This window comes from Paenibacillus wynnii (assembly GCF_000757885.1).
Taxonomy (GTDB): Bacteria; Bacillota; Bacilli; order Paenibacillales; family Paenibacillaceae; genus Paenibacillus_AQ; species Paenibacillus_AQ wynnii.
Map to the genome: position 1 here is coordinate 1,260,813 of NZ_JQCR01000002.1, position 17,034 is coordinate 1,277,846.

Sequence of the window (17,034 nt, forward strand, 5' to 3'; positions counted from 1 at the left end):
ATATTAATGAATTGAATTATAACCTTTCATTCCCCTCACTTCCTCGATAATCGCCCTAACGCCCTCCTCAATTTGCTCCGGCTGCGCTTGAGAAATGCTGATTCGCAAGAACTTTTCCCGTTCCAGACAGCCGGATAAATAGAATCCTTTTCCAGATACGACTCTAACATTTCTAGCCACAAGCCTTTTTACCAATTGCTCCAAATTCAACGTCTGCGGGAGCTTAAATTGCACAAAAATTCCTGAGCTAACCCCTGAACTTTCTATTAATCCTGCATCGTTATACCGCTCTACAGCCTCATTCAGCGTGCGAATTCTGGCTGCGTATTGGCTGCATATTTTGTGCTTGTGCCGTTCGTACATATCATTGTTAATGTATACTTCGAGTGCCGCCTGGGACAGCAGCGAGGTGTCGCTATATCTTTTATAGGAATGGAACGACTCCAGTAGTGACTCCGGCAGTACGGCGGCCCCCAACCGCAAACCGGGGAATATAATCTTGGAAAAGCTTTTTAAATAAACGACATGGGAAGTTCTGTTGTACGCGTAAATAGGATCAAATCCCTGCTTTTCACCCAAATCAGCCATGTAGTCATCTTCCACGATATAAACGTTGTATTTACTGGCTAAACCAGCAATCGCTTCCCTATCCTCCGCACTATAAGAAGTGCCTAGCGGATTATGATACCTTGACATCGTGTAAAAAAATTTAATGTTGCCGGATTTGAACCTCTCCTCCAATTCCCCTAGATCGATACCTCCTGCCGAGCGGGCGATTCCGCTAACCGGTATACCTTCTGCCTCAAGAAACCGCAAATAGATATCGTAGCTCGGCTGTTCGACAAGGATAACTGATTTCCCATTCGGAAACGGCATTTTTGCCAAAATCTCCAACGCTTGCTGCACACCAGAAGTCACCATTATTCGCTCCGCATTCGTAAAGACTTGATCTCCTGCCAGATGGGAGGCCAGTGTATGACGAAGCTTCTCCAGCCCTCTTGAATCTCCATAGGTAAACAGCTGGTGCTTATATTTATCAATCGCCTTGTTCAAGCAATGCTGGAAATCCAAATACGGGAACACGTTCACATCGGGCAGCACCGAAGCGAAATCTATCATTTTGCTTGTATTGTCGTTCGGCCAGTCTCCCGATTTCTCAACTACGTAATGGCCGCTTTGCGAGATTGAATAAATGGTGTGCCGCTTCTCAAGCTCCGCATATGCCCGAATAACCGTGCTCATGCTGCACCCATGCAGCTCCGAGGTACTGCGAATGGAAGGCAGCTTTTGGCCTGGTCGGTATTGTCCTTCTAAGATTTTTTGCTCGATTTCGGAAAGAATAACCAAATATTTTTTCATGGCGCTGCCCCTCCCCTGTCTCTATTCAGTATATAGAATCAAGAACTGTATCGATACAGTTACGATATTACATTATTGTTCAGGTCATGATTTGCCTCTACAATTCTAAGTAACAGGAAAGGAGGAGACCCGTCATCATAAAACACAAAGGAACGAAGCTAGCTTATTTATCCGCGTTATTGAACGCTGTGATCATTGGATTCTCTTTCTTGTTTGCCAAAATGGCCCTTGACTATGCTGACCCTATGGATACGCTAACGTACCGTTTTGCTCTATCGTTTGCAGTCATGTCTATTCCGGTTATGTTCGGCCGGGTAACACTTAACTACCGCGGCAAACCGCTTAGTAAATTGCTGCTACTGGCTTTAATGTACCCACTCGGTTTTTTCACCCTTCAAACGTTCGGGCTGCAGCAGGCCACCTCTTCCGAGGGGGGGATTTTGTATGCTACCACACCAATTTTGACAATGGTATTAGCCTCCGTATTTTTGAAGGAATCCACCACTGTCCTGCAGAAGCTCTCGATCTTCTTATCGGTATTCGGCGTGGTGTTTATCTTTATGATGAAAGGCACTGGCATCGATTGGACGAACATACAGGGTATTTCCCTGTTATTCTTATCCTGTCTGGCTTTCGCTGGTTATGGCGTTATGGCCCGGTCACTGCTCCGAACCTTCAGCCCTGCGGAGATAAGCTATTTGATGCTCGGAATCGGCTTTGTTACTTTCCTCGTGATTTCACTGACAGATCATGTGACCACCGGGACGCTGGATCAATTCATCACACCGCTCACCAGCAGCACATTTATCGTATCGACTCTGTACCTCGGAGTGATCTCTTCGCTCCTTACCTCACTGTTAGCTAACTATGCTTTGTCCAAGATAGAAGCCTCAAATATGAGCGTATTCTCTAATCTATCGACAATCGTCTCGATCACAGCCGGTTCACTATTCCTCAGAGAAGAGATCACGATATATTCGATTATTGGGTCAGTGTTGATTATAGCAGGAGTTGTAGGAACGGTTTTTTGGGGGCAAAAAAAGACATAAAAAGAACCTTCATCCCCACCTAATGGTTGAATCTGAAGGTTCTTTTACTTAGTAATTGGGACTCGCTCATTCTTCTGGACACTTTGGGGATATGCTTGTTTCCATCAAGTAGGCTGCTGCTTAGGTATAGTTATAAATATGAACAATCCAATTAGAAATAGCGGGATAATCGCTAAAATACTAAGGTTTGCGTTTCTCGTTAAGGTGGTTGTCAAAGACATCACCGCAGGACCGATAATCGCCGCGAACTTGCCAAAGATATTGTAGAAACCAAAGAATTCATTAGAATTTTCCTTAGGAATAATCTTCGCATAATAGGACCGACTGAGCGCCTGAATTCCACCCTGGGCCGAACCGATCAACGCACCCAGAATAAAAATATGCCAGACTGAAGTAATAAAGAAAGCCGCGATACAAGAGATGATATAGGTGAAAATCCCAATAATAATCATCGTCCGGGCGGAATATTTTTTAGCCAGATTGCCGTAAACAATTGCACACGGAAAGGCAATAATCTGTATAACTAATAAAATTCCAAGTAAGGTGAAGGTGTCGAAGGCATCAGCACCCAGAACTGAAGTGGCATAGGGCACTACCATTTTAATAATCGTATCTACCCCGTCAATATAGAAAAAGTAAGCAATTAAGAATACAAATACCGTTCTATGCTGCCTAATATTCTTAAAAGTGCCTGCCAGTCTTCGGAAGCTGCTCGCAACCGGTCTAGGCTCAGGTTCAATATAGTGTCTCTGCTTCACGTCCCTAATCATAGGAACAGTCAACAGCCCCCACCATAGGGCAGTAATGATAAACCCAATCTGATAACCGATCGACTTATCCATACCCATAACCACAATCAATACCAAGCTGATCCCAAATGGAATGACGCTGGAGATATATCCAAAAGCAAACCCTCTCGTAGATACTTTATCCATCCGTTCATCCTTCGTAACATCTACCAAAAAGGAGTCATAGAAAATATTAGCTCCGGCAAACCCTATGGCTGACAGGATATAAAAAACAATCAATAACTGCCACTGTCCGCTCGAAGGTGCCACGAAAGCCAGCGATGCTGTAGCTAGCACACCGACCAATGCAAAAAATACGAAGAAGCGCTTCTTCGTATCCTTGTAATCTGCGATCGTCCCCAAAATCGGGCTGAGGATAGCCACCAGAATACTTGCAATGGAATTAAAATACCCCAAATCCATACTGCTGTTCACATTCGTGAACATGCCAAATACAATGGGCAATAGCGCCGTGGTAACAGCCAGCGAATAGGCCGAATTGCCGCAGTCATACAGAATCCATGATTTCTCCTCTTTGGTTAACTTCATATAACACCCGCCTTTTAAAAGATTGAACTATATTTCCTTGAGGGAAGGTCCGTCGCAACTGCGGTGAATGTTTGGACTTCCGGCCGCTTTTGTCTCCCGATTTCTTGATTTAACCGCTTTTTGCGGTTGAAATCGGGAGACAGCATATGCTTTCGAAGCGAGCTTTCCTACGGAAAGCTTTCGGGCGGGCGCTGTCGCTCCTCCAGTTCCAAAATTCCCCTTCGTTGCTCCTTTCCCTTCTGCAATTTTCTAAGTTCAATCTATAACTAGTTGTTACTGTTATATCACGTGATCATATGAAGCATGTTAAATGAATGTTAAATCACAAAATTTCCGTAGTGAGCGTAAAGCCTTCAATCACAACGTCCTCGTCAATCTCGATCATGATGCAGCGTTTGCCCTGATAATTCACCTGTTTCACATACCTTAAATCCTGCGGGCTGATCGCAATGGTCGCAACCTTCGTCTCAATCTTGATCGACTTCGTGGTGAACTTCGGAATCACGCTGCTGGCTTTGAGTTCATAGTTCCGGTCATCGATGATCGTCTCGAATGCACGCTCCACCTTCTCCGCCGTCAAGTTCTCTACGCCGCTTGCCGTCAATACTCGTTCCACATCTCTATAATCCAGCTTAGGAGCTTCTTCCTCCTCGTTGGATTCGATGACCTGGTGGATCTCCTCATATACATGAGCTAGCGTTAACACGTCGAACTGATCGCCCGCCACTTCTTTGACGATTTCTTCAAAAATAACTCTCTCTTCCTTCGCCGTTACCGACTTCTCGGCATTCAGGACTTGATCGATGAAATGACGATTCGGTTCATTAGCTTTGCCCGAGCAATATAGAACTCGGTTTACATCGGATGCGTTGTCCGTAACACTTGGGTAGAAAAAACCCTGCTCCGGCGTACTCAATTTGATGATGGGATCTACGATGATATTGTACTTGAATTCCCGCTCGGCATAATCGAACAATAATGATTTCCGCTGCGGTTCAGTGGTATTAACACTACACAGGATGAACGGATGGGCGAACATCTCGTTCTTCTCGCTCTCCTCAGCTTCATCGTTGCGACTTTTGGTCGGCCGGAAGTACTGCCCGCGAACAAAAGTAACCACCGTATCCCGTTCAAGCTTGGTATCCTTGATCATCCTGTCCACGAGAAGGAGCATCAGGTCCTGCCATTCATCCCGGTCACCCGTTATCATGCCTTGATGAAGAAGCACTTTCGTAGGCTCCTCCGCTTCCTCTTGAAACCGTACCTCGAACAGCTTCTGATCCAACTCACCGGTCAGCAGTTTTTTGAAATTCCCGATATACAGCTCCTGCTTCTCTCGATCTACCAGCTCGAACGGCTGACACTCGTAATGATAGATTTCACTGCTTTCCTTCATGATATATACGTTAAGAATATCAAACAGCTTGAGCATATCATGGTCCAGCTTGAATTGTTTGCGAATGTGCGCGACTTCTTTTTTATTCATAATCGGTTCAGCAACCCCTTAAAAGTATTATGGCTTTATTAGTATAAACGATAGGGGGCGGGAATGGGTTGATGGATATTTAGGATTAAATAACAAATTACCCGTAACAACCGTCACGGGATTAGAAGCAACTATTATATTAGATGGCCACTTGGTATGCATGGTTAGGAGACTGGCTGGATCTATTTCTTTCTTTTTTCAATCCTGCCAATGGGTTCCCCATTAGTGACATTATACAGGCGGCTCTTGGGCTCGTACATCGTTTGAGCTGGCCACAAGCCGTGGTGTCCTGATACGATGTAACTTACAATGCAAGCAATGAAAAAGTACTCCATACCCTTTCCATTGAATAGTTCCATAGCTAACAGAAAAGCGGCTATAGGCGTGTTGGCCCCACCACAGAACACAGCGATCAAGCCTAGAGCAGCAAGGAACGCTAACGGCAATCCCATAATAGCGTGTAAGGCATTCCCGAGTGTTGCACCCATGAAAAATAAAGGAATAGCTTCACCGCCGACAAAACCGGTTCCAAGTGTCACTGCCGTGAATACCAGCTTAGCCAAAAAAGCATAGGGTGGGACGTCTTCTTTGAATGACTGCTCAAGCATAGGTAAGCCTCGACCATTATAATCCTGGGAGCCTGCGAACAAGGTAAATGCTACAATGATCAGTCCGCCAACAAAAGCTCGCTTCATATGGTTCTTCTTGAACATTCTCTCTGAAATTCTTTGTATTCCGTGTCTCAACTGACAATAAGAAACACTCAATATACCGAATATAACGGCTGCAAGTATAATTTTTGCGAAGGTAAGCATGGAGTGATCAGGGAGTGTCTGTATAGTAAAATGTTCATGCTTCACACCCCAACCATTCTCCGTCACATAATGACCTGCGAAGCTGGCTACAAGACACGGAACGACCGCTTCAAACTTGAGCTTCCCCAGAGCGGCCATTTCCATTCCGAACACAGCACCAGTTATAGGGGTGCCAAAGGCTGCGCCAAATCCGGCGCTGATTCCGCTCATCAACATAATCTTCGTGTCAGCCTTCAACTTAAACCACCGGTTCACAGTTTCCGCTACACTGCCTCCCATTTGCACTGCGGCACCTTCTCTGCCGGTTGACCCACCCAATACGACGGTTAGGAATGTACCCAGATATACAATGGGGCCCATTCTTCGGAGAACAGTCTTTGTACCATGAACTGCGTCGATAACCAGATTATTCAGCTCAGCTGCGTCATGCAAAGTATTGTTTATCATGGAGGTTCCAAATTTCATATACATATAGCCCAGTGCAATACCACCCAAAGGAAGCAGCCCTATCAACCAACCGTTTCCTTCTCTAACTTTGCCCAGATAATCATTGGTTTCCAAAAGGAAGGCAGTTGTTGTTCCCACAACCACACCAATTAATCCCCCTAGGAGTATCCATTTACCCAGGAGCATAACGACATGTATATATTTTTTTATGTTTCCCATCTGAAGGATCCTCATTTCAGTCGTTCCGGAGGTTCATCTATATGTTGCTTAGTGTGGACTTCCGTAAAAAGATGGCCAGGCCCCGAAGACTCGGTTGCTGACAAAGGCATGGAAAGATGGGGCATGCTCGCCTGCAGCATCATAACCAGCCTGTCAATGTCCTCTTTGGTTGCATACTGCTTGCCGGGCTTTAACAGATATCCCAATTGACCGTTTGATTCTATAGTAGCCCATTGCAGATCACTAATCCTCTGGATGCCCTGCTGCCGGAGTCGTACTTCTAGCATATCCACAGAAAGCCGTAATTTTTTAATATTACTCTCGATAATTGTGCCATTCTCGATCACCATACGTGATTTTCCGTACAAAAACGACTCCATCACATCAGACTTCAGAACAATATACTCAATGCCTATAAGAGTAATTACCATTAATAACGTGATTAACAGCGTAATCCAAATGTTACGGTCACCTACGGGTTGAATGATTAATGAGCCCACGGCAACCATCATGACAGTCTGAGCAACTGTAAGTTGTGAGATCGACTTTCTTCCGGCAACTCTTAAGATAAGCACGCCACCCACTACAATGACAACCGCTTTCCAAATGAAATGTAAATTCAATTCCTCCCCTCCTTTCGTTGACTGATCATAAGGATAAGGTTTGTAAATATACCCAGCATTATTCGTCCTATATTCTTGGAGTCAAATTCCTTATATCCAACTAAGAAGAATTCAATAAAAAGACACTTGCAAGAGACACTATAATAGCGTCTCCTGAAAGTGCCCTTTATCTCTCTTTAATTGATTTCAATCAAATTAACATTTCCAGACACTTCATTGGCAACCATCAGCAAAGGTTTTCCCGTCGGACTGTCTTTACCCTCAACCAAACACAATCCTTCCGGCGCAAGAGAACCGCTTCCTGATACTCCTGTCCCCGTGAAATCTCTTAAGTTGATATAGTCATAGAATTTCACATCATTTACATCTGTAACATCATACATCATAATTCCGCCTATTCTTTCAAGAGCAATAAATGCATAGGTTTTACCTTTTATTTTCATCACCTTAACATCTTCAGGTTCGGGACCTTTTTTGCCGCTTCTCGAGTCGAGCTCAGATTTATTGTTGGACGAGTTGAATACAGTCGGATAAAGCTCTGCCGTAATTTTTTCAAAATCGCTTCCGCTGTCATAAACTTGGCTCATTGTCGCTGCATCCCAGATCGAAAAGGAACGGCCTCCGTAAATATAGTTTTTATTGTTATCCAGACCTTCTCGCTCTGCATTCAGGACCGTGTCTATTTTGAAAGTAGTCCCCGGGAACGTATAGGAGCCTGTATCCGCATATTTGTAAGGCTTGGATCCCCATTCTCTGGCGTCACCTTCATTAGCTGTAAACAAGTACTGATTGCCATCTATTTTTGTTGTGGTAATCCCATCCGGCATATAAACGCCATATAGATTTTGTGGTGAAATTTCTGCCTTACCGTTTTTCAATGCATCCAGACTGTTAGCAGCCAAATTATGATCTTTGAAGCCCAGACCCTTTACGCTTACAAACGTTTTTGTCTTCAGATCCAGGGTTGCAATGGCATTGGCTTCCTGCAAGGAAACATACGCATACAAACTGTTCTCGGTTACTGTTATATATTCCGGTTCTAGATCCACTGAAGGCACTGTGTTAGGTTTTAACAACACTCTGTCTGCAATAAGCGCCGCCCTTGCCCCCGTATGATCGAATGCTTCAAACCCGATTGTAGCCACTGATGCTTTGTTTAAGCCCTTCTTGATATCAACAATGGTTACAGTCCCTTTAGGGTCAACAGCACCCGGCGCAGTGTATCCTTCCCTCGGTTCGCCTTCATTGGCAGACAAGATATACTTGGAATCCGGTGTAAAAGTGACCATATCCGGCTGATTCCCAGCCTCAAAATGCTTCAAATAATTACCGGCATAATCAAGAACCACAATATAGCCGTTATCCTTGTAGGTAGCACCCTGTACAGCAATTGCAATGATTTTATCCTTTGTGTTTACATCAATGCTTGTAATATCTCCGCAGAAGAACCCATTTGAGGCGGCCATAGCCGTAATATCTAAACGAGCCTCCAAGCTAAGGACTTTCATATGGGTTGAAACAATAGTTGCAGCATCCACAATATCAATCGATTTTGCTGCGCCGTTTACAATATACATTTTATTATTGTCTTCATTAAATTTCACGATTTCGGCTATTCCGCCATCAGAGTTACTCATACCCGTCTGATAATTTGCAATGTAATTCAATTTGCCATTAATACTGTTTACTTGGAGTCCTGGAAAAATAGGAGGTTTTGGTTGGACTGGTGGAATCGGTGGGTTGACTGTGCCGCTGTCCGTGCTTGTCCATACCCCATTGTCCAGGGATCTTGGAAAATATTTATTAATAAAAGTTTCGTTAACCGCTGGGTCATTCCAGGTTAAAAGTTCAAAATCCGAAGAATTATGATCCGTATCCACAAAGTTAATTCTTCTAAGCGTTTTCTGTTTGGAGGTTGGGACGGCAGGCATATCCCCCTCACCGATATTGTTGAAGTTTGTTGCTCTGTTCGAAATGGCATCAACCTGAATTCCTTTATTGTCCACAAGCTTTAATTCAATGGTCTTATCGTTGTCGATATATCTTGTCGACCAGTCTAAATCTTTTGCTGTAAGCAAATATTTCAGGTAGGTTGTCGATGTTGTCTCCGCAGCTCCTCTGATTAAAAATGAATGCTGTGCAGGAATAGAGCCTGTGAGGTTCAACGTATCCACCTGAAGATTTCCCGATGCGTCTAGTGTAGAACCCGGATGCGTGTTGGGTCTGTTAGATGAATAGGCTAGTGTATAGCCGGAGAGATCAATCGTAGTATTTGTCGGGTTGTAAAGCTCTATAAAGCTGTGAGTAAATGGCGTATCGCTTTTTCCACCGCCTCCATAAAGCTGGTTAATGACTAAGTGGTTTCCTGGCTGTGTCTCTGCAGATACACTCATTGGCAGAACTCCAGGGAACAAACACACCATAATCATCAGACTAATGATTCTTGATTTCAACATGTATTTACCTCCCGATAATGTTTGTTGCGGTCTACGATCAACACGCTCTTGGGCACTGTAGTTCATACTACACAGGAACTATTATCCTGATCGCACAGTTATGTAAAATTTTAAATAAAAAAGACTCCCGCGAAGAGCCAGCGAGAGCCGTAAATATTGAGATTGCTTATATCGACATATAGAATAACGATCTTAACTTTTCTTTCATACTATTTATAATCATTTGTCCCATGTTTGCTTCTGTAAGTGTAATGTCCCATATTGCGACATTTGTAACCGGATTTGGATCATCGTTAATTATTTTTATGGTAAGTTCATTTACTCCCTTTAAAGGGATTTGAAAGAAGATACGCTGATTCTCACCACTATTAGCGGATAAACCCAGTGAATAAATTTCTGTTCCATCTGCGATAAATAGGATGTCGCTGTTCCCTTGGCTTGCTGTATTGATTACATCATCGGGTATAGCGGCATAGCCTGTCATTTTTGCATATTCTCCATTTAAAAGAAACATAAATTCGTTCGTTCTTGTATTCTTTCTGCTGTAAACATTTTTTTGAGGCTCAATCTTTTCTCGATCCACTGTAAAACTTGAAAGGCTTTCATCCCACAGTACAGAACCATCTTTTAATGCTAGTTCATTCAGGGCTACGAATTCGCCACCCCCATTTTCTAAATAATTATTGACCCCTCCCACAATGGCAATGGTGCCAATCGAAAGGATAATCGCCGTTAGGATGATCCTGTAGATGCCTTTAAGATTATCTCGGTCACGGGGTACTAATCGCTGTCCGCAAAATCCTACCACAGCCCCTAATGTGTTAATGATGATATCGTCAATATCAAAGGCTCCTAAACGGGAAAGCATTTGTAAGGTTTCAAGAAGCGTAATTGACACAATAAATATGGTTATAAATCGAACAAAACTACAACGGAACAGAAGTGGGATGACCATCCCAAGAGGTATAAATACGACAAAGTTGCCCAACTCAAAAAACCAAATTTTAAAGTCCCCACCCATTGGAAAATGTAAAGAAATCCCTTGAGGCATTAGATTATATCGCAAGCTAGGGTCCTGAATGGAAGCAGCTCTGTTGAACCCTATATACAAAAAATAGAGGATCAAAACAGAATATACAGCTAACAGTATAATCGTTATTTTCCGTAACTTTCCTTGATACATATTACACCCTTTCTCTCTCAAAACGGCAGTCATACGTCCAATTGATTTTTGAACCGTTGCTGCTTTGAGTATAGTTAATATCTAAAAATAGTATACCGCAACAAAATACCCATGACGAGTTGTCACGGGTATTGGTTTATTACTGCAAACCTATCCTTCTTCTACTCTCGATCTGATCATACTCAACCCGAGCATCACAAACCATGCTGCGAAAAGCAGCTGTGAAACAAACACCATAGCGGTTCCAATCAACCAAGGATAAGCACCGATCAAGTCCAGTATCCCTACCATAAATCCTAAATAAGCTACAGGCTTGCCAATCACGCTTTTTCTTATTACGAGACACAATATGATGGTAGCCGCACTGAAGACAATCGCTACAAGATGCATGCCTCCATAGTATACGCTGAGCACCAGTTTGTAGATATCTAGTGAAAGTTCAATATCATACACGGGATAGACCAGTCTTCCCAGGATAATGTCCAGGAATATATTAATAGGTATGACCACAGCCAAAAGACTGCATCCCAACCATGTTTTGACTATATCTACCTTCACCAGTATCTGATACAAGGCAACGATTGAAGGGATCAACAATAAGGTGGCAAAGAAAAGCAATTCGTCCGCCATGGCGATATTGAACTTCCATTCCCGCAGCCATATCATCAGCTCTGCATCCGAGAGCGGAGGACTCGGCATCGGCAGAACAAATAGATACTGAGCAAAAAAGAGAATCCCAGAAAGGATCAAAGTAATGCCGCCAAATTTAATAACGCCGATTTTTTTCATTGGGTTCATCTCAATTCTGTGTTTTCAATTATTTTTGGGAATTAAGTATAAACATAGAGGCATCTTGTCCCATGAATATTTTACTTCCAGTATAAAACGTTTTAGATTGAATATCTCTGTACCCAACAAGTCCAGTTCCACACCCAAAATCAATAGCAGACTTTCTTTTAGCATCACCCAAATATTCTCGAATGGCATCTGATGATACCTTTGCGATTTGGATTCTTTCAGAAATGTCATAGCTATCAGCTATCATTTCAAACTTATCTGTATTTCCCATTATGTTCGGTTCTGCCTTCCCTACCTATGCCCTCGCTATCAAGCTGGCGTTGTAATATGACAAGGCATACTTCATTTTCACTTTAAATATTCCGCACTTCCACAACCTTCCCCAAATCCACAAACTGCTCATGATCCAGTTTCACCTTCACTCTGCCCTTTCTACGCTTCTCACGCCATTCCCGCAGCGCTTCCTCCGTTTCCAGACGGAGCTCGGCAATCTCCAGGGCCCGGTCCAGGATGTACTTGCTAGTATAAAGCACAGTATAGATCCCTTGTCCTCCAAGTGTAATAGGAATAGCTAATCCCTTCCATTCCTCAATCGTAAATCGTACATACAGATCTTCTTCAGTACCCGGGCGACAAGGGACTTCCTTGATCTCCTTACGCCGCAGCACCTTCCAATCCGCCACTTTGCCTACCCAGTGAATGCCTGTTTTTGCGGGATCAGTAAACTTCTTTCTGGATTGGCACATCGCTACGTATTCGAGTTGAGTGAGTATCTTTACATCTGAAAGGTTTTCTAATGGCATATGATAAAAAGATTTCTGCAACGCCATCTCCACTTGTCCGGGTCCCCGGACAGAACCGACAAGCACATTTTTGCCCGCTAGCTGATTGGCATAGTATTCTTTCGTACCGCGTGGACGAGTCGAGCGCTCAAAAGCTTTTTCCGGACTATCCTGAATAATCTCATCTAAGAACTGCTCCACCAAGCTTGTAGAATTCGGTAGGAACGGTAAAGCGCCAATATTCAATAGCTCAATGCTTTTGTAGAATCGATGGGCCTTGTACCGCTCCTCATCCGGATAGGGAAATAATACATAGGCGCCAAACATGCTTCGCTCATATTCTCCTGAGCCTATCTCCTGATAGACTATCGCGTCCCGATACCGATGCATCGTGTTGATGTCATCTTCTTCAGGCCCAGGCTGACCATATTTCTGATGATAGGAAGTGCCCTCATAGGCCGGATTTAAGCGGTATTTCGCATCAAATACATACTTGTACTCTTTAATTTTGCCAGCATCCTTCTTCTTCAGTGTCAGTACATTATCCGGTCGCTGACTGAGCGTCGGGGTCTTATCCGAGCCGGGAATCGCATTATAATACATGATGAACTGCTCCCCGTTGACCGGATTCTGGTAGACCATCTTGGCGCTCTGCGAGCGATCCAGCGTAACAAAAATACCGTTCCGATTCACCTTAATAATATCCTGCTTCACCAGTTTATACTTTTGCCCTAGGAGCTGATTCAGCTTCAAGAAGCACCAATACTCATAGAGCTGAGCAACATCCTTCATAGATAAGCGGAACAGGTCACCTTGGATAGACAGACCTTTAAGCAGCATCAGATAACAACGATAGACCTCGCGGTATCCAGGGGCCATCTGCAGCACAAGCGTAACGGACATCTGCTTCAGCACTCCAGCCTCACGCAAGAAATCCATCTTAAGTACTCGCTCTAGCTGGGTGAGCATGGCGTCTAACCTTTTAATAAGTAATGGATCTAAGGTTCGGCTATTCATCTTCCAGCGAGTCTTAAGCTCCTTCAGCTTCCCATGAATACGTTCCAGCATCCAGCGGATGAACCGGTTCTCATTCGTATCATAGGCAAGGCGTTTACGTGTCTCTATTAGATGTGTAGCTGTATAATTTTTACTACCAATTTTCAAGAAACCATGTCTCGTATCTTCTCTCAACCGTTCGCGATGCTTCACGAGCTCGCGGATATTCTCTCTGCCTGCCTTTTTAACCCGATTGGCATCCACTAGCCGGTGATCCTGGAGCAGCGCGTAATTGGGATTCTTGTTAATACGCTCAACCGCATCCAAGAGCTGTCTAAAGACATGCTGTAGTATGGTGAAGAACTCCGTTAAGCTCTGATGCTGCGTCTCCCGCAGGCCTGTTAACTGGTAGGTTTTGCGCAAAAAGTCAAAGGCCAAATTATAAATTTGCGCATTCACTTCATTCAAAATATTCTGGTAATCCAGCTTGTAATCCATCTTAGAGGGGAAAATCTCCATCTCTACCCGCAGTAAAGTCTGTCCCATGCTGCGGATCTCCCATTCCGTCAAACCAACCTCATTCCCAAAGTTCAGAACACCCGCAAGAATAGAGTCCCCTAGGGGCTTAACCGCCTGCCGCAGCAGCACATTCTCATGGTAAAAAGAAAGGCTATCAATGCTCTTGTTCTGGATAACCAGTTCATACGACTGCGTCTCATAAAAACATGGAAAAACAGACTCCCCCGGCTGCCACTCCACCATCCCGCCCATCTCAGGTGAAAAGACTTTAATCTGCACATTCCCAAGCCGTTCGGAGCAATCAAGCCCAAGCTGTGCATTCACCCACTCCTGACTAGAAGAACGATGGAGCTGCAATGTCTCTACCGTAGGATGATAAGGCCGTCCTTGAAGAAAAAGAGTAAAAAGCTCCGTTTCTATACGGAGCAACTCAACCGTCTGATTAAGAGAGCCAGAATGAGGTGAATCCATCTTCCTCCAGCCTCCTGAGCATAAAAGCCAATTTACGAGCAGTTTGCGGATGTTTGGCCGCAGGCGGAGTTTGGCCAGCTGCCCATTTCATATAGAGCGGAGAAGCATCCTCCATGAGCTCTTGAATATTTACCGTTACGCCAGCACCACTACCAATAGCACCCTTAATCAAGTTCAACAGGACTCGGCGAACCGAGGAGTGGCTCCCTTGGATTCGTGGTAGTATCTTTTGCAGCAGTTGCCAGTCAAAGGCTTCTTCCTCACTCATCAGCTTGTACCGATCGTTATAAATCATATAGAAGCAAATCGCATCACGCACCCGAAAGCCCACATGAGCATGAATATCCTCAAGCAAGGCATTGATCTTTACCAATCTCTCAGTCGTCCGGACAACGAGCTCTTTGTTGACATCATAGGCATCTACTAACTGCAAATAATCGGAGCGCAGGAAAAGATGATTCAGTTCGGCAGCGTCAGGGCTATCAATAGTCTCTGCCTGCTCACCCAAATCCGGATACTGTTGCAGATTGATGTAATTGAACTCTAGCGTATTGGCGCGGTCGAGTACTTTTTTGCTAAAAGGATGTGTTGTCTCGTCCATGTTCACTGTCCCGATAAAGAACACATTCTCCGGGATGCCAAGACTGCCATACTCCTCTTGATCCTCAGGCGTATCCAGCAAGGTAGGGGAGATAAGGTCCTGCGTCTTAATCTTTCCCTCTCTCCACTCCTGCGTTTCCAGCACACTTAACATATCACTGAAATAATGCTCCACCCGTGCCAAATTCATCTCATCCAGGCAGATAAAATAAGGCTTGTACTGATTCTCCGGTTTCTGTGCATCCACTAACACCTTAGTAATCGGACCCGGCTGGAACCTCCCCGAAAGGTCCTTATACCCTAATATATCCGCAGGATCACTCCAATCCGGCCGTACTGGAATCAAGGCAAACTGACTGTTATCCCTCGTTGCACCAAGAGCCTCTGCAAAGAGCTTCACCAACCGAGTCTTCCCCGTGCCCGATATCCCCGCCAAGATGACAAAAGGTTTAGTCTTCAGCGAGAGGTAAAAGTTCTCGATAAGGTGCTCAGGGAAGAAGAAGCCTTGGCGGAGGATGTGGGATTGGATTTGGTGGAGGATACCTGTTATTTGTACGTCCTTCAGCGGCTCAGCTTCATATGTCACTACTTCCACTTCCTCATCATCAGCTTTATTACTCGCAGAAGTCACAGTATCAACGTATAGACGGTAATCTTCTATAACATTCTCAAGATCTCGAATCAGTTGTTCATCTTTCGGAACGCTTCCCTTCTCGTACTTAATGTATGCAACAGTTGAAACCTGATAATCTTGACCAAGACCACTATCCATGAGACGAATATTCTCATCCTTAGTCATATGGGTCAGAGCAAGGAGCTCTCGAATTTCTTGTGTTCGGTTTCGTAGATAAGCATAGCCTTCTCTACGTCCCTTCTCTTGAATAGGTACCGTCACTCCTTGGTTAAACGTAAGATAGACAGCTCCCATATCCTCAGCGAACAGATACACAACATATTCCCCGTGCTGAGTCGTTTCCGTGATTCGTTTATCCAGGATTGCTAGCCAAGGAACCGTTGCCCAATTCCCTTGTCCAACGGAACCTTGAACTTTATATTGTTCATCTATAAAAGGTAATGCTTTGAGCTCAGAAGGAAGTGTTTGACGAAACAATGTACCAAGTGCATGACCCGCGAAGGGTTCCTTTTTGGCAGAAGTGTACTCCGCCATGATCTTCTCCAGATAACCTTGCAAAGAGAAATGCTGCAAAGCGGCGTTGTAAGACCCGAGTTCGTCATAGGCCAGACTCTCCAAATTTGAAAGTCCCTCTTCTCCTAGCTGGCTTCGAATCTGGCTATGAAAACCTATCGTGTTATCTTCCGAATTCACAAACAAAATATGCGAAAGCGCATTAACAGGACTGTTAATAATATCTTTAAGCTGACTTTTAGGAGCATCCTTCCATAGCTCCCGCCCTGGTGGCTGATCTACCCGGTTTCCTCTTTCCTGTTCAGCTATAAAGTAGTTAAGAAACCGCTCCTTAACTCGATCGAACGAACCCCTCTCCTGATCGGTTACTCTCAGCTCTTCAATTAAAGATAGGATTAGGACCATCTTATATGATTTTTGCTTACGCTTGAAAATCTGTGTGATTGTTTCCGAAAATGCCATGTGAGTCCCCCAAGATTTTTAACGATTTTTAGTAGTCTGAAGCTCTTATAATGAAGTTTGCGAATCGCTGAATTTGTAATGTATGATTGACTTAGTCCATCAAATGGATTTGAATTTGGGAAAATAAAGGCTCTGGGTTCTCCTTCTTTAAATAGCAATCCTCATTCAATCTAGACTTACAATATGTATGGTTATTCGACAATATGGGAACATATCCCTTTAATCAGATTATGAGTGGAAGCCTTAACACTTTTAAATGATTTGCATTGAAAGAAGCGGAAATAC

At 44.0% G+C, this 17,034-nt stretch carries 12 protein-coding genes; 1 reads left to right on the forward strand and 11 read right to left on the reverse strand.

The features are described 5' to 3' along the window. Window positions 1–3: 3 nt before the first annotated feature. Window positions 4–1,359 (reverse strand): aminotransferase-like domain-containing protein, encoded by a 1,356-nt coding sequence (locus tag PWYN_RS08245; RefSeq protein WP_036650290.1) that lies wholly within the window; start codon window positions 1,357–1,359, stop codon window positions 4–6. 137 nt (window positions 1,360–1,496) lie between these two features. Between PWYN_RS08245 and PWYN_RS08250 the strand changes: the two genes are divergently transcribed. Then, entirely contained in the window at window positions 1,497–2,408 is a 912-nt protein-coding gene (locus PWYN_RS08250; RefSeq protein WP_036650291.1) for a DMT family transporter, read from the forward strand. 104 nt (window positions 2,409–2,512) lie between these two features. Here PWYN_RS08250 and PWYN_RS08255 read toward each other — a convergent pair whose 3' ends face one another. The 10 genes from PWYN_RS08255 to PWYN_RS08300 all read right to left on the reverse strand — a co-directional run bounded on the left by PWYN_RS08255 (window position 2,513) and on the right by PWYN_RS08300 (window position 16,749). Continuing rightward, the gene (locus PWYN_RS08255; protein ID WP_036650293.1) at window positions 2,513–3,745 is read right to left on the reverse strand and encodes an MFS transporter; all 1,233 of its coding nucleotides are present in this window, start codon (window positions 3,743–3,745) and stop codon (window positions 2,513–2,515) included. Between the two features lie 322 nt (window positions 3,746–4,067). Next, window positions 4,068–5,231, reverse strand: a complete 1,164-nt coding sequence (locus PWYN_RS08260) for a DUF4317 domain-containing protein (RefSeq protein ID WP_036650294.1) — start codon at window positions 5,229–5,231, stop codon at window positions 4,068–4,070. 182 nt (window positions 5,232–5,413) lie between these two features. Beyond that, window positions 5,414–6,712, reverse strand: a complete 1,299-nt coding sequence (locus PWYN_RS08265) for a voltage-gated chloride channel family protein (protein WP_084146646.1) — start codon at window positions 6,710–6,712, stop codon at window positions 5,414–5,416. An 11-nt stretch (window positions 6,713–6,723) separates the two neighbouring features. After that, window positions 6,724–7,335, reverse strand: a complete 612-nt coding sequence (locus PWYN_RS08270) for a DUF421 domain-containing protein (RefSeq protein ID WP_036650297.1) — start codon at window positions 7,333–7,335, stop codon at window positions 6,724–6,726. 176 nt (window positions 7,336–7,511) lie between these two features. Continuing rightward, a complete protein-coding gene (locus PWYN_RS08275; protein WP_052087837.1) occupies window positions 7,512–9,791 on the reverse strand; it encodes a choice-of-anchor I family protein in 2,280 nt (759 codons plus the stop codon). A gap of 166 nt (window positions 9,792–9,957) precedes the next feature. Further along, window positions 9,958–10,974: a VanZ family protein gene (locus PWYN_RS28635; RefSeq protein ID WP_084146648.1), complete on the reverse strand. Its 1,017-nt coding sequence runs from the start codon at window positions 10,972–10,974 to the stop codon at window positions 9,958–9,960. A gap of 150 nt (window positions 10,975–11,124) precedes the next feature. Continuing rightward, on the reverse strand, window positions 11,125–11,763 hold the full coding sequence (locus tag PWYN_RS08285; protein WP_036650298.1) for a hypothetical protein: 639 nt from the start codon (window positions 11,761–11,763) through the stop codon (window positions 11,125–11,127). A 28-nt stretch (window positions 11,764–11,791) separates the two neighbouring features. Continuing rightward, on the reverse strand, window positions 11,792–12,043 hold the full coding sequence (locus PWYN_RS08290; RefSeq protein ID WP_036650301.1) for a class I SAM-dependent methyltransferase: 252 nt from the start codon (window positions 12,041–12,043) through the stop codon (window positions 11,792–11,794). A gap of 82 nt (window positions 12,044–12,125) precedes the next feature. Next, window positions 12,126–14,540, reverse strand: a complete 2,415-nt coding sequence (locus PWYN_RS08295; RefSeq protein ID WP_036650303.1) for a restriction endonuclease-like protein — start codon at window positions 14,538–14,540, stop codon at window positions 12,126–12,128. Next, on the reverse strand, window positions 14,512–16,749 hold the full coding sequence (locus PWYN_RS08300) for an MrcB family domain-containing protein (RefSeq protein ID WP_036650305.1): 2,238 nt from the start codon (window positions 16,747–16,749) through the stop codon (window positions 14,512–14,514). Before PWYN_RS08300 ends, PWYN_RS08295 begins: the two co-directional genes overlap by 29 nt. Between the last annotated feature and the right edge of the window lie 285 nt (window positions 16,750–17,034).